The sequence below is a fragment of the Georgenia faecalis genome (assembly GCF_003710105.1).
Taxonomy (GTDB): domain Bacteria; phylum Actinomycetota; class Actinomycetes; order Actinomycetales; family Actinomycetaceae; genus Georgenia_A; species Georgenia_A faecalis.
In genome coordinates this window covers 1-14,255 of record NZ_CP033325.1, presented here as the reverse complement: position 1 = coordinate 14,255, position 14,255 = coordinate 1, and the positions used below count along the sequence as shown (strand labels likewise).

At 71.1% G+C, this 14,255-nt stretch carries 11 protein-coding genes and 2 tRNA genes; 1 reads left to right on the top strand and 12 read right to left on the bottom strand.

The features are described from left to right. Positions 1–30: 30 nt before the first annotated feature. Positions 31–720, top strand: coding sequence for a hypothetical protein (locus tag EBO36_RS00060; protein ID WP_122822810.1), 690 nt, complete (start codon positions 31–33; stop codon positions 718–720). A gap of 181 nt (positions 721–901) precedes the next feature. Here the strand turns inward: EBO36_RS00060 and EBO36_RS00055 are convergent, their stop codons facing one another. From EBO36_RS00055 to dnaA, 12 genes are all read right to left on the bottom strand, one after another. Next, complete coding sequence (locus EBO36_RS00055) at positions 902–2,008, bottom strand: fatty acid desaturase family protein (protein WP_122822809.1); 1,107 nt, start codon at positions 2,006–2,008, stop codon at positions 902–904. A gap of 113 nt (positions 2,009–2,121) precedes the next feature. Then, positions 2,122–2,194: transfer RNA gene (locus tag EBO36_RS00050), tRNA-Ala, on the bottom strand. A gap of 38 nt (positions 2,195–2,232) precedes the next feature. After that, the gene (locus tag EBO36_RS15125; protein WP_164471251.1) at positions 2,233–2,400 is read right to left on the bottom strand and encodes a DLW-39 family protein; all 168 of its coding nucleotides are present in this window, start codon (positions 2,398–2,400) and stop codon (positions 2,233–2,235) included. A 28-nt stretch (positions 2,401–2,428) separates the two neighbouring features. Then, positions 2,429–2,502 (bottom strand) — tRNA-Ile (locus EBO36_RS00045). Positions 2,503–2,565: 63 nt separating this feature from the next. Beyond that, positions 2,566–3,240, bottom strand: coding sequence for a DUF3566 domain-containing protein (locus EBO36_RS15505; RefSeq protein ID WP_244925316.1), 675 nt, complete (start codon positions 3,238–3,240; stop codon positions 2,566–2,568). Further along, complete coding sequence (gene gyrA / locus EBO36_RS00035) at positions 3,218–5,830, bottom strand: DNA gyrase subunit A (protein WP_244925436.1); 2,613 nt, start codon at positions 5,828–5,830, stop codon at positions 3,218–3,220. The genes EBO36_RS15505 and gyrA overlap by 23 nt, the downstream gene beginning before the upstream one ends. A gap of 73 nt (positions 5,831–5,903) precedes the next feature. Then, on the bottom strand, positions 5,904–7,919 hold the full coding sequence (gene gyrB / locus EBO36_RS00030) for a DNA topoisomerase (ATP-hydrolyzing) subunit B (protein ID WP_122825337.1): 2,016 nt from the start codon (positions 7,917–7,919) through the stop codon (positions 5,904–5,906). A 239-nt stretch (positions 7,920–8,158) separates the two neighbouring features. Beyond that, complete coding sequence (locus EBO36_RS00025) at positions 8,159–8,698, bottom strand: DciA family protein (RefSeq protein ID WP_122822808.1); 540 nt, start codon at positions 8,696–8,698, stop codon at positions 8,159–8,161. After that, positions 8,691–9,866 (bottom strand): DNA replication/repair protein RecF, encoded by a 1,176-nt coding sequence (recF, locus tag EBO36_RS00020; RefSeq protein ID WP_122822807.1) that lies wholly within the window; start codon positions 9,864–9,866, stop codon positions 8,691–8,693. Before recF ends, EBO36_RS00025 begins: the two co-directional genes overlap by 8 nt. Before the next feature lie 19 nt (positions 9,867–9,885). Further along, on the bottom strand, positions 9,886–10,782 hold the full coding sequence (gnd, locus tag EBO36_RS00015; protein ID WP_122822806.1) for a phosphogluconate dehydrogenase (NAD(+)-dependent, decarboxylating): 897 nt from the start codon (positions 10,780–10,782) through the stop codon (positions 9,886–9,888). 45 nt (positions 10,783–10,827) lie between these two features. Continuing rightward, positions 10,828–11,958: a DNA polymerase III subunit beta gene (dnaN, locus tag EBO36_RS00010; protein WP_122822805.1), complete on the bottom strand. Its 1,131-nt coding sequence runs from the start codon at positions 11,956–11,958 to the stop codon at positions 10,828–10,830. Positions 11,959–12,717: 759 nt separating this feature from the next. Continuing rightward, on the bottom strand, positions 12,718–14,157 hold the full coding sequence (gene dnaA / locus EBO36_RS00005; protein ID WP_122822804.1) for a chromosomal replication initiator protein DnaA: 1,440 nt from the start codon (positions 14,155–14,157) through the stop codon (positions 12,718–12,720). Between the last annotated feature and the right edge of the window lie 98 nt (positions 14,158–14,255).

Sequence of the window (14,255 nt, the reverse complement as noted above, 5' to 3'; positions counted from 1 at the left end):
ATGGTGCGCTCGCGCCGCCCCGGTGGGAGCATGAGCACGGACCACCCGACCGATGAGGGAGAGCAGATGTCGCGCACGCGCAAGATCAAGGAGATCGAGACGGAGAAGCTTCGCCAGCAGGCGGTCGACCTCGGCCATCTGCTCACCGAGCAGGCGAGCAAGGCCGGAGCGACGGCCACCAGCCTGGCGGAGCAGGGCAAGATGTGGGCGACCAGCGTTGCCGCTCCGACGATCGACAAGGCGTGGCGGGACGGCGTGAAGGTGGCCGCACCGAAGATCGAGGCGGCTGCCGACAAGGCCCGGCCGGCCGTCGACTCCGTGCACGGCCGCATCGTCGACGACTACCTCCCGCGCCTGCACAAGGCGATGCAGGACGCCGCCCGGGCGGCATCGGGCGAGCCGGCGGCGCCGGTCAAGGCCCCCCGCTCGCACGGCGCGGTGAAGACCGTCGGCTGGATCCTCGTGGGCACCGCCGCTGCAGGTACCGGGTACCTGCTCTGGCGCCGGACGCAGCCCGTCGACGACCCGTGGGCCGAGGAGTACTGGGACGACACGACGGTCGCCACGACGGTGCCGGCCGAGGACCTCGCCACGGACGAGGGCAGCGACCTCTCCGGGACGGACGAGGTCATCACCGCGGTGGAGGTCACCGAGGTGGATGCCGAGCTCCCCACGGACACGCTCGGGGACGAGACCGGCGAGGGCAGCGCCGCCCGCTGATCGCACGCACGACGACGCCCGCGCCCCCTGGGGGGTGCGGGCGTCGTCGTGTCACCAGGTTTGTCGTGCCCCGGGGCGTCCTCGCCGGGGCATCACCACGGGGTCTCGTGACGACGGCCGGCGCCGAGTAGACCGAGGTCGGCCCCAGCCCGCGACGCTGCGGGTGGGGCCGACGCCGTCCCTAGACGCGCGTGCTGGTCGCCAGGGGGCAGACCCACACGTCGAGGCCCCCGCGTCCGACGCGGTTGATGTAGGTCGTCACCGCGCGGTACGACTCGGACATCGACGTCTCGGTGTACTTCACGCCGAGCTCGTCGCAGTAGCGGCGCACGATGGGCGCCACCTTGCGCAGGTTGGGGCGCGCCATCGACGGGAAGAGGTGGTGCTCCACCTGGAAGTTGAGGCCGCCCATGAAGGTGTCGACCCAGCGCCCGCCGGTGACGTTACGGCTCATGAGCACCTGCCGGCTGAGGAAGTCGACCTTCATGGTCGCCGGGACGATCGGCATGCCGATGTGGTTCGGCGCGAAGGACATCCCCAGGTAGAACCCGAAGAGCATGACCTGGATGGCGAGGAACGCGACGGCCTTGCCCGGGGAGAGGACGATGAAGGCGAGGGCGGTGAAGCCGCCGAGCCGGATGAGGATGAAGGCCAGCTCAACCCAGCGGTGCTTGACGTCGCCGGGGGTGAGGACCCGCTTGAGACCCTGGATGTGGAGGTTGACGCCCTCGAGCAGGAGCAGCGGGTAGAAGAAGTAGCCCTGCTTGGTGGCCAGCCAGCGCGTGAGGGGCGTCTTGCGCTCCTCAGCGGCCTGCGGGGTGAACGCGAGCACGCCGGGCGCGATGTCCGGGTCGGCGCCGAGCTTGTTGGGGGCCGCGTGGTGCTTGTTGTGCTTGCGGTTCCACCAGCCGTGGCCCATGCCGGCGAAGAGGTTGATGACGATGAGGGAGACCCACTCGTTCCACTTGCCCGAGACGAAGATCTGCCGGTGGGCCGCGTCGTGGCCGAGGAAGGCGATCTGCGTGAGGACCAGCGCGAGGACGACGGCGGTGACCATCTGCCACCACGTGTCCCCGATGACCACGAACGCCACCAGCACCCCGACGAGCAGCAGGGTCAGGCCGATGAGCTTCGACCAGTAGTAGCCATAGGCCCGCCGCATCAGTCCGGCGGCCTGGACCTGCGCGGTGAGGGCGGTGAAGGTGGAGACCTGGCGTTCGCGCGCGCTCGCCCCAGTGGGTCGGGCGGCACCCTCGGCCGGGCGCGGGGTGTCGAGTGTGTGACTCATCGGGGCCTGACTGCTCAAGGCGCGGCCGAGCCGCACGCACGGAGATGGAGCCTCCAGTGTGGCATGGGTCGCACCGTTGCGCCGAGTCAGCCGGCGTGGCGCGCGTCTCCCGGTGGAGCCAGGGGGACTCGAACCCCCAACCCCCTGCTTGCAAAGCAGGTGCGCTACCAATTGCGCCATGGCCCCGTCCCGGCGGCCCAGGGCCGCCGGCGTGTCGGCACCGCTCAGGCGGTGACCGGACCTGTGGGGGCGTCGGCCTCGGGGAAGGAGTTCTCACCGAAGCTGTCGGTGACCTCCGCCCACAGGTCGCGCTCCTCGCGGTTGCGCTGCACCGACGTCCAAACCGAGTAACCGGCGACGGCGACCGCAGCAAGCATCAGGATCTTCTTCATACTCGCTCCGTTCTCACCGCGCCCAGGGTGGGCCTAACAGGACTCGAACCTGTGACCTCTTCCTTATCAGGGAAGCGCTCTAACCGTCTGAGCTATAGGCCCCTGCGCCCCGCGAAGGCCGCCGAGAAAGACTACCCCAGCGTCACGCGGCGCCCCAAACCGGCGTCAGTCGTCGGTGAGGGTGACGTGCAGGCCGCCGACGAGCGCGGCCACGATGTTGTACAGGAATGCGCCCAGGGTGGCGAGGGCGGTGAGCAGGAGGACGTCGAGGACGGCGATGATGGCCGCGACGGAGATCACCCGATCGAACTGGGTGTACTCCATGAGGTTGAGGAAGCTCGCCGACCCCAGGTCGTCGAGCAGCGCCTGGACGTCGGCGAAGACGTGCATGGTGTCGAGCACGTACCACATGGCGGCGACGGCCACGACGACACCGATCCCGACGGCGATCGACAGCAGGAACGCCAGCTTCATCACCGACCAGGGGTCGATCCGGGCCAGCGACAGGCGCACCTGGCGGGGACCCGGGCGCGGGCTGGCCGGCCGGGGTGCCGCGGCCGGACGCGCCGGATCACGCTCGTCGAACGGCATGGCGCCACGGCTGGGGCCCTCCGCCGGCCGGTCCTCGCGGACGCCCGGCCGGGTCGCCGTCTCCCCGGGGTGACCGGCGGACCTCTGCGGCGTCCGGTCGGGGGAGCCGTCGGACGTGCTGCCCTTGGCGGTGGCGAACCGTTCCGCGAGGCTGGTGCGGGTCGCGGTGGTGTCGCTCCCGGCGTCGGCCCCGCGGTCTACGGGCTCGGCGTGCTCACGCGAGCTCTCACCCGGCGTCGTGCTGCTCATGCGTCTCCTCCGTGACCTCGGGCGCCGCCTCGGCGTCGGGGGCCGGTTCGCCCGGCTCGTCGTCCTGAGCGCTGTCCGGGGACGACGCTACGCCATCCGCCGTCGCGAGCGCGCTCTCGGCGTTGCGTGCCACGGCGATGATCCGGTCGCCGTTGTCCGGCTTCGCGAAGGTGACGCCCTGGGTGTTCCGCCCGGTGAGGTGCACCTCGGCCACCGCCGACCGCACGATCTTGCCCCGCTCCATGATGACGAGCACCTCGTCGTCGGGGGCGGTGAGGAGGGCCCCGACGAGGTCGCCGCGCGCCTCGACCAGGTTGGCCACCTTGATGCCGAGGCCACCGCGGCCCTGGCGGCGGTACTCGGCGATCGCCGTCCGCTTGGCGTAACCGCCCTCGGTGACGACGAAGAGCGCGCCGTCGTCGTACGAGGGACGCACGACATCCATCGCGAGCAGGTCGTCGTCCGCGCGGAACTTCATCCCGGTGACGCCCGACGTCGCCCGCCCCATGGGACGCAGCGTGTCGTCGGAGGCGGTGAAGCGGATCGACTGGCCCTTGCGGGAGACGAGCAGCAGGTCGTCCTCGGCGTTGGCCAGGCCGGCGCCGACGAGCTCGTCGGGGGCGCCGTCGTCGTCCGTGCGGAGGTTGATGGCGATGAGTCCGCCCGAGCGCGGGGAGTTGTACTCCTGCAGGCGGGTCTTCTTCACCAGGCCGCGCTTGGTCGCCAGGACGAGGTAGTCGGCCTGGTCGTAGTCCTTGAGGGCGAGGACCTGCGCGATCTCCTCGCCCGGCTGGAAGGCGAGGAGGTTGGCCACGTGCTGGCCCTTGGCGTCACGGCCGCCCTCGGGCAGCTCGTACCCCTTGGCGCGGTAGACCCGGCCCAGGTTGGTGAAGAAGAGCAGCCAGTGGTGGGTCGTGGTGACGAAGAAGTGGTCGACGACGTCGTCCTCGCGCAGCTGCGCGCCGCGCACGCCCTTGCCGCCGCGGCGCTGCGAACGGTAGTTGTCCGTCCGCGTCCGCTTGGCGTACCCGCCGCGGGTGATGGTGACGACGATGTCCTCTTCGGGGATGAGGTCCTCGACCGACATGTCGCCGTCGAACGGGACGATCGTCGTGCGGCGCTCGTCGCCGTACTTGTCCACGATGGCGGTGAGCTCGTCAGAGACGATCTGGCGCTGCCGGGGCGGCGAGGCGAGGATGTCCCGGTAGTCGAGGATCTCCGCCTCGATGCGGTTGTGCTCGTCGATGATCTTCTGGCGCTCCAGCGCGGCGAGGCGCCGCAGCTGCATGGCGAGGATGGCGTCGGCCTGGACGGCGTCGATGCCCAGGAGGTTCTCCAGGCCGGTGCGCGCCTCGTCGACCGTGGCCGAGGCGCGGATGAGCGCGATGACCTCGTCGAGCGCGTCGAGCGCCTTGAGCAGCCCGCGCAGGATGTGGATGCGCTCCTCGGCGCGGCGCAGCAGGTAACGGGTGCGCCGGACGATGACCTCGACCTGGTGGTTGACCCAGTGCCGGACGAACCCGTCGAGGCTGAGCGTGCGCGGCACGCCGTCGACGAGGGCGAGCATGTTCGCGGGGAAGTTGTCCTGCAGCTGCGTGTGCTTGTAGAGGTTGTTGAGGACGACCTTCGCCACCGCGTCGCGCTTGAGGATGATGACGAGGCGCTGTCCGGCGCGGCCCGAGGACTCGTCGCGCATGTCGGCGATGCCCTGGATGCGCCCCTCGTGGACGTAGTCCGCGATCTTCTTCACGAGGTTGTCGGGGTTGACCTGGTAGGGCAGCTCGCTGACGACGAGGCACTGGCGGCCCTGGATCTCCTCGACCGTGACGACCGCGCGCTGGGTGATGGACCCGCGGCCGGTGCGGTAGGCGTCCTCGATGCCGCGGCGGCCGAGGATGGTCGCGCCGGTGGGGAAGTCCGGACCCTTGATCCGCAGCATGAGCTCGCCGAGGAGCTCCTCGCGGGTGGCCTCGGGGTGCTCGAGGAACCACTGGACGCCGTCGGCGACCTCGCGCAGGTTGTGCGGCGGGATGCGGGTGGCCATGCCCACCGCGATGCCCTCGGACCCGTTGACGAGGAGGTTGGGGAAGCGCGCCGGCAGGACGAGCGGCTCCTGGTTCTTGCCGTCGTAGTTGTCCCCGAAGTCGACCGTCTCGTGGTCGATGTCGCGGACCATCTCCATGGCCAGCGGAGCCATCTTGCACTCGGTGTACCGCGGGGCCGCGGCGCCGAGGTTGCCGGGGGAGCCAAAGTTGCCCTGCCCGGCGACGAGCGGGTAGCGCAGCGACCACGGCTGGACGAGGCGGACCAGGGCGTCGTAGATCGAGGTGTCGCCGTGGGGGTGGTACTGCCCCATGACCTCGCCGACGACGCGCGAGCACTTGTTGAAGGAGCCCTCCGGCCGGTACCCGCCGTCGAACATCGCGTAGAGCACGCGGCGGTGCACGGGCTTGAGCCCGTCGCGGACGTCGGGCAGCGCACGGCCCACGATGACGCTCATCGCGTAGTCCAGGTAGGACCGCTGCATCTCCAGCTGGAGGTCGACCTGCTCCACGCGGTCGGTGATGATCGCGTTGTCGCCGCCCTCGATGGGCTCGTCCGTGGTGGGGGGCTGAGTCACTGTCGTCCTTCGTCGTCGTGGTGCTGCGGCGGGCCCGGAAGGGCTAGATGTCGAGGAAGCGCACGTCGTGGGCGTTGCGCTGGATGAAGCCACGGCGGGACTCGACGTCCTCGCCCATGAGGACCGAGAAGGTCTCGTCGGCGGCGGCCGCCTCGCCGATGGTCACCTGGCGCAGGGTGCGGGTGTCCGGGTTCATCGTCGTGTCCCACAGCTCCTGGTCGTTCATCTCGCCCAGACCCTTGTACCGCTGGATGCCGCTGTCCTTGGGCAGGCGCTTGCCGGCGCGCGCGCCCTCGGTAAGGAGGGCGTCCTTCTCGCGGTCGGTGTAGACGTACTCGTGCGGGGAGTTCGTCCACTTGAGGCGGTACAGCGGCGGCTGGGCGAGGTACACGTGACCCGCCTCGATGAGCGGCTTCATGTACCGGAAGAGCAGCGTGAGCAGCAGCGTGGAGATGTGCTGGCCGTCGACGTCGGCGTCCGCCATGAGGACGATCTTGTGGTAGCGCAGGCGGGCGAGGTCGAACTCGTCCCCGATCCCCGTGCCGAAGGCCGTGATGAGGGCCTGGATCTCGGCGTTGCCGAGCGCGCGGTCGAGGCGCGCCTTCTCGACGTTGAGGATCTTCCCGCGCAGCGGCAGGATCGCCTGGTGCTCGGGGTCGCGGCCCTGCACGGCCGAGCCGCCGGCGGAGTCGCCCTCGACGATGAAGATCTCGGACTTCGTGGCGTCCCGGCTCGAGCAGTCCTTGAGCTTGCCGGGCATCGACGCCGACTCGAGCGCCCCCTTGCGGCGCGTGGCCTCGCGGGCCTTGCGGGCCGCCATCCGGGCGGCCGCCGCCTGCTGGGCCTTGCGGATGATGTCCTTCGCCTCGCCGGGGTGCGCGTCGAGCCAGTCGCCGAGCCGGGCGTAGAGCACCTGCTGGACGTAAGCGCGGGCCTCGGTGTTGCCGAGCTTGGTCTTCGTCTGGCCCTCGAACTGCGGCTCGCCGAGCTTGACCGACAGGACGGCGGTGAGCCCCTCGCGGATGTCCTCACCCGTGAGGTTGTCGTCCTTGTCCTTGAGGATGCCCTTGTCCTTGGCGTACCTGTTGATGAGGGAGGTCAGCGCCGCGCGGAAGCCCTCCTCGTGCGTACCGCCCTCAGAGGTGTTGATGGTGTTGGCATACGTGTGGACGGCCTCGGAGTAGCCGTTCGTCCACTGCATCGCCACCTCGAGGGAGATACGGCGCTCGACGTCCTCGGACTCGATGTAGATGATCTCCGGGTTGACGAGCTCGACCTTCTTCGCCGAGTTGAGGTGCTGGACGTAGTCGCGCAGCCCGCCGGCGTAGAGGTAGGAGACCTCGCGGTGACCGGTGCGGGCGTCGTCGCCGGGCCCGGCCGCGTCGCCGGTGACCTCGTCCCCCGAGTCGGTGACGCCGGCGCGCTCGTCGACGAGCGTGAGGCGCAGGCCCTTGTTGAGGAACGCCATCTGCTGGAAGCGCCCGCGCAGCGTCTCGAAGCTGTACTGGGTGGTCTCGAAGATGTCCTCGTTGGCCCAGAACGTCACCGTCGTCCCGGTCTCGTCGCTCTCGCCCGCGGCGGCGAGCGGGGCGGTGGGGACGCCGTCGACGTAGCCCTGGCGCCACACGCGCCCGTCCCGCTTGACCTCCACGTGCAGGCGGTGGGAGAGCGCGTTGACCACCGAGACGCCGACGCCGTGCAGGCCGCCGGAGACGGCGTAGCCGGCCCCGCCGAACTTGCCGCCGGCGTGCAGGACGGTGAGGACGACCTCGACGGCGGGCTTGCCCTCGGAGGCGACGATGTCGACCGGGATGCCGCGGCCGTCGTCGGTGACGCGCACGCCGCCGTCGTCGAGCAGGGTCACCTGGATGTGCGAGCAGTACCCCGCCAGCGCCTCGTCGACCGAGTTGTCGACGACCTCGTAGACGAGGTGGTGCAGGCCCCGCTCCCCGGTGGAGCCGATGTACATGCCCGGACGCTTGCGTACCGCCTCCAGGCCCTCGAGGACGGTGATGTCGCTCGCGCTGTAGCTCGACTCGTCAGGCGTGGATGCAGACATCTCGGCCACTGTGGAGGTTCTCCTCGTTGCTCGTCGCGGCGCAGCGCACGCGGCCACCCGGGTCGGGGGCTGCGGACGGTGGGCGCACCGCTTCGGCCCGGCGGTGCGGTCGGAGCCGTACCGTTCGGGCGGGACGGTCGATTCTACTGCGAGCAGGCCACTTACGACGAATGTCCACAGTTTCATCCACACCCTGCGCCGGACCGCGCGGGCCCCTCACGCGGGCTCGGCGGGACGGCTCAGCCGTAGGTGTCGCGGGGACCGCGGCCCTGCACCGAGCGGTGCCCGCGCCGCCAGCTCGTCCCGGCGGGCCCGAGGACGACGATCTTCGTCACGGTCTCCTCACCGACCTCCTCGGCGAGGCGCCGCTCGAGCTGCGGCAGGAGCAGCCGGATCTGGGTGGCCCATGCCGTGGAGTCGGCGCGCACGACGAGCTCGGAGGCGTCGAACGTCTCGACGACGCAGTGGTCCGCGACGTCGTCGCCGACGATCTCCCGCCAGCGGCCGACGACACCGCCCACGCTCACGGGCTGCACCCAGCCGCGCTCGGCGAGCAGCTTGTCGACCAACGGGCCGAGCTGGGCGGGGTCGCGCCGCGACGGCCCGGACCCGCTGATCGGGTCACCCATGCCCGGGCCGAGCCGCGGACCGCGCCGACCTGAGCCGGGGGCGGACCGCCGCAGGCCCTTGGCCCCCGCGGTGGCTCGGGCCCGCTCCAGCGCCGCGCGGGCCGCGTCCGGTTCCTCGTCGTCGGCCTCGGGCGTCGGCTCGTCAGCCACGGGTCACCTCCCCCTGGTGGACGGTGAACCGCGCGCCGGCGAGGGCCGGCGGGACGTCGTCGGGGACCGCCGCGGTGATGAGCACCTGCTGGGCGCCGGCGACCATGCCGGCGAGCCGCTCGCGCCGGCGGACGTCGAGCTCGGCGAAGACGTCGTCGAGGATGAGGACGGGATCGCCGTCGCCCGCGGGTCCGGCGTCCTCACGGAGGATCTCGTAGGCCGCCAGTCGCAGGGCCAGGGCGTAGGACCACGACTCCCCATGGCTGGCGTAGCCCTTGGTCGGCAGGTCCCCGAGGCGCAGGACGAGGTCGTCGCGGTGCGGGCCGACGAGGCTCACGCCGCGCTCGATCTCCTTGCTCCGGGTCGTCGCCATGGCGGCGACGAGGCGTTCCCGGACCGCGGCGACGTCGAGGAGCTCCGCCTCCTCGGCCTCACCGGGCTCGTCCTCGCGCCCCTCGGCCCCGAGGAGGGAGCTGCGGTAGGTGATGCGGGCCTCGCCCTGCCCGGCGCTCACCTCCTCGTAGGTGCGCGCGACGTGCGGCCGCAGGTCCCGCACGAGGGCGGCGCGGGCGGCGAGGAGTCGCGCGCCGGCGTCGGCGAGGTGGCCGTCCCACACGTCGAGGGTGCTGAGGTCGGGGCGCGACCCGCGGAACCGCGCGGTTCCGGCGCTCTTGAGCAGCGCCCCCCGCTGGCGCAGGATCTTCTCGTACTCGGCCCGGACGCCGGCCAGCCGCGGGGTGAGCAGCACGAGGAGGTCGTCGAGGAACCGGCGGCGGTGCTGCGGGTCGCCCTTGACGAGCTCGAGGTCCTCCGGGGCGAACAGCACCGTGCGCAGGACCCCGAGGACGTCGCGGGTGCGGGGCACCGGGGAGCGGTTGAGCCGGGCGCGGTTGGCGCGGCCCGCGACGATCTCCAGCTCGACGAGGCTGGGGCGCTCCCCACGAACCACCTTGACGCGCACGACGGCGGCCGGGGCCCCGCTGCGCACCAGAGCGGCGTCGGAGGCCACCCGGTGGCTGCTGAACGTCGAGAGGTAGCCCAGCGCCTCCACGAGGTTCGTCTTGCCCTGGCCGTTGTGGCCGATGAAGGCGCTCACGCCCGGCTCGAGCGCGAGGACGAGCTCGGCGTAGGAACGGAAGTCGTTGAGCGCGAGGTCAGAGACGTACATCGGGGGTCTCCGGCACGGGTCAGTCCCCGCGGTTGAGCTGGGGGGCGTGCCCGCCGAACTGCTGGCGCAGCGCCGCCACCGCCTTCATCGCCGGCGAGGAGTCCTGACGCGAGGCGAACCGGGCGAACAGCGCCGCGGAGATGACCGGGGCCGGCACCGCCAGGTCGACGGCCTCGGCGAGCGTCCAGCGCCCCTCGCCCGAGTCACCCGTGTAGTCGGAGATGGAGGCCAGTCCCGGGTCTGCCTCGAGCGCCTCGACGAGCAGCTCGAGCAGCCAGGACCGCACGACGGTGCCGCGCTGCCAGGCACGGAGGACGGCGGTGGGGTCGGGCACCAGGTCGCTGCGGGCGGCGAGGATCTCGTACCCCTCGCCGTAGGCCTGCATGATCCCGTACTCGATCCCGTTGTGGATCATCTTGGCGAAGTGGCCGGCGCCCACCGGTCCGGCGTGGACGAAGCCCTCCTCGCGGGGCCCCTCGGGCCGCAGGGCGTCGATGACCGGGGCGAGGCGTTCGACGGCCTCCGGCGTGCCACCGGCCATGAGGCCGTAGCCCTGCTCCAGTCCCCAGATCCCCCCGGAGACGCCGACGTCGACGTAGTCGATCCCGCGCGCCTCGAGCAGCTGGGCGTTCGGGACGTCGTCCCGGTAGGAGGAGTTCCCGCCGTCGACGACGAGGTCACCCGGCTGGAGGACACCGGCGAGCTCGATGACGACGGCGCGCGTGGGCTCGCCCGACGGCACCATGATCCACACGACGCGGCCCGGCGCGGGCAGCGCCTCGGCAAGCTCGTTGAGCGTCGCGACGTCACTCTTGGCGCGGTCGACGTCGTAGCCGGTGACCTGGTGCCCCGCGGCCTCGATACGCGCCCGCATGTTCGCGCCCATCCGTCCCAGGCCGATCATGCCGATGTGCATCCGAGTCCTTTCTAAGAGGTCACCTCAACCGTGTCGCGGGTGCTGTCAGCCCGCGAACCGGATGGGCATGAGGAGGTAGCGGAACGAGGGGTCGTCGACGCCCTCGAGGGAGTCCTGCCCGCTCATGACCGCCGGCTTGCTGGGGTGCGTGAAGGACATCCGGACGAAGTCCGTCGTCAGGGCTCCCAGGCCGTCGAGGAGGTAGTGGGGGTTGAACGCCGTGGTGATGGACTCACCGACGAGCGCGGACTCCAGGGCCTCCGAGGCCTGCGCGTCCTCGCCCTGGCCGGCCTCGAGGACCACCTGGCCCTCGGCGAAGGTGAGCCGGATGGGGGTGTTGCGCTCGGCCACGAGCGAGACGCGGCGGGCCGCCTCGACGAGGGCCGGCGTGCTCACCACGGCGTGGGTCGTCGTCTGCTCGGGGAACAGGCGCCGGACGGGCGGGTAGTCGCCCTCGACGAGGAGAGAGGTGGTGCGCCGGCCGCCGGCCTGGAAGCCGACGAGCGAGGCCGCCGCGTCGGTCTGGAGGGCGACCTCGACGCTTCCGGCGCTGGTGAGCGACTTGGCGACGTCGGAGAGCGTGCGCGCCCGCACCAGGGCGACGGCGGACATCGACGGGACGGCCGGGTGCCAGGTGAGCTCGCGCATGGCGAGGCGGTAGCGGTCGGTGGCGAGCAGGGTGAGCTTCTCGCCCTCGATCTCCACGCGCACACCCGTGAGCAGGGGAAGGGTCTCGTCGCGGCTCGCGGCGATGCTCACCTGGGCGACGGCCTCGGTGAGGGCGCCGGCCTCGATCGTCCCCGAGGTCTCCGGCATGGAGGGCAGCGCGGGGTAGTCGTCGACGGGCATGGTGAGCAGCGTGAAGCGGCTGGCGCCGCAGGTGAGGATCACCTTCGAGCCGTCGAGGGTGAGCTCGACGGGCCGGGCCGGCAGGGACTTGCAGATGTCGGCGAGCAGGCGGCCGGAGACGAGGACGACGCCCCCGTCCTCGACGTCGGCCGTGATCTCGGACCGGGCGGACACCTCGTAGTCGAAGCTCGACAGCGTGAGGGTCCCCTCGCGGGTGGCCTCGAGTCGGACACCGGCCAGGACGGGCACGGGCGGCCGGGCGGGCAGGGACCGGGCGGTCCAGGTGACAGCCTCAGCGAGGACGTCGCGTTCGACCCTGAGCTTCACGGTGGGTGTCCTTCTCTTCCGGTGCGGCCGAGGGGGTCCTCGGGGCACGGGAAACCTTACGCGAGTCGTCTCACCGGTATGGGCCGTCTGCTCGGGTCAGGGGCTGGCCCCTCGATGTTGGTTGTTCACAACTCTTCCCTGAGATAGGTGTCGTCGTCGTAATAGCCCTTGTGGATCCTGTGGACCGAGGGCATCGGCGCAGGTCAAGCGCATCGGCGGCGTGTGGGCGGACGGTGCGGCCAGCCTGTGGGCAACGCGTCCCGGCTGTGGACAAGCGATTCGGCCCTGCGGCTGTCCACCGATGTGGAGGGCGCCGTCCACGGGTTTCGGCGCTGCATCCACCGTTGTCCACAGGTGTGTCCACATCTGTGTACTTCCACTACCGCACCGACTCACGCGGGCGCAAGCACTCGTCGCTACTGGCGCGGTGGTGAGCAACTTCGCAGCGGACGGAGCGTCCGATCTGCCCCGAGTGCGGCCACGCCCGGCCCTCGCGCGTGCCTCGCGTCCGCCGGCGCGACGGCGTCGTCGCGGGTGGAGCGGGCCCGTCGTCAGGGCGCTGGGGACAAGCGTCGGCGGGCCGCCGGGTGCCGCCGGCCGCTCTTGCCCAGTGGGCGCGGCCCAGTGACGGCGCGACGGCGCCATACCGCGCGGCAGTGCGCAGTGCTGCGGGGGACCTGGCGCGGGAGGGCGCGCTACAGCCAGGACCCGGTGGTGCGCCCGGGAGGCGGTGTGCCGGGTGTCCCGGCACACCCGGCGTCAGCGGTTGCGGGCCTTCTGCTTGATCCGGTTGGTCAGCTCGGTCACCTGGTTGTACGTCGAGCGCTTCTCCGCCATCTGCTCGCGGATCTTGCGGTTGGCGTGCATGACAGTGGTGTGGTCCCGGCCGCCGAAGAGCTGACCGATCTTGGGCAGCGAGAGCTCGGTGAGCTCCCGGCACAGGTACATGGCGATCTGCCGCGCGTTGACGAGCACGCGGGACCGGTCGGCGCTGCAGAGCGCGTCGATCGAGATCGAGAAGTAGTCCGCGGTCTGGCCCATGATGAGCGCCGGCGTGATGTCCTCGCTGTCGGTGTCGGTGATGAGGTCCTTGAGGACCATCTCGGCGAGGGACAGCTCGACCGGCTGGCGGTTGAGGTTGGCGAACGCGGTGACGCGGATGAGCGCCCCCTCGAGCTCGCGGATGTTGGTGGAGATCCGCGAGGCGATGTACTCGAGCACCTCGTCGCCGGCCCGCAGGTTCTCGTTGCCCGCCTTCTTGCGGAGGATCGCGATCCGGGTCTCGAGGTCGGGCGGCTGGACGTCGGTGAGCAGGCCCCACTCGAAGCGGGAGCGCATCCGGTCCTCGAAGCCGTTGAGGTGCTTGGGCGGCAGGTCGGAGGTGATGACCACCTGCTTGTTGGCGTTGTGGAGGGTGTTGAAGGTGTGGAAGAACTCCTCCATCGTCTGTTCCTTGCCCTGCAGGAACTGGATGTCGTCGATGAGGAGGACGTCCACCTCCCGGTAGCGGCGCTGGAACGCCTCCGCCTTGTCGTCGCGGATGGAGTTGATGAAGTCGTTGGTGAACTCCTCCGAGTTCACGTACCGCACGCGCACCCCGGGGTAGAGGTTGCGGGCGTAGTGGCCGATGGCGTGGAGCAGGTGGGTCTTGCCCAGTCCCGAGCCGCCGTAGATGAACAGCGGGTTGTACGCCTTGGCCGGCGCCTCGGCCACCGCGGTGGCGGCGGCGTGGGCGAACCGGTTGGAGGAACCGGTGACAAAGGTCTCGAACGTGTACTTGGGGTTGAGCCGGGCGGCCTCGACGGCGTTGTTGGTCGTCGGCCGCGAACGGTCGGGGATGCTGCGGTGCCGCGGCTCGGGTGCGGGCTCCGGCTCGTCGTCCTCCTCCGCGGAGGGCACCGTCCGCTCGGGGGGCGGCGGGACCGCGGACTCCTCGAGCGTGGGGTCGACGGTGACGGCGAAGCGGACGGCGGAACCCGCGGCGGTGGTGAGGGCATCCGTGAGGGCCGAGCGCGCGCGGGTCTCGAGGAAGTCCTTGGCGAAGTCGCTGGGGACCGCGAGCAGCAGGGTGCCGTCGACGGCTCCGAGCGGGCGCGTGAGGCGGATGAAAGCGAGCTGTGCTCCGCCGATCTCTCCACTGCTCGTGAGGAGCTCGACGGCGCGCCCCCAGGTCTCGGAGACGGGTCGGTTCTCGGGCACGAAGGTCCTCTCGGGGGTCGGGTGACTGGGTCGAGTGTCGCACCACGCCGCGGGGTCCACACAGTTATCCACAGTCTGTGCGGAACGTGGGGAAAGTC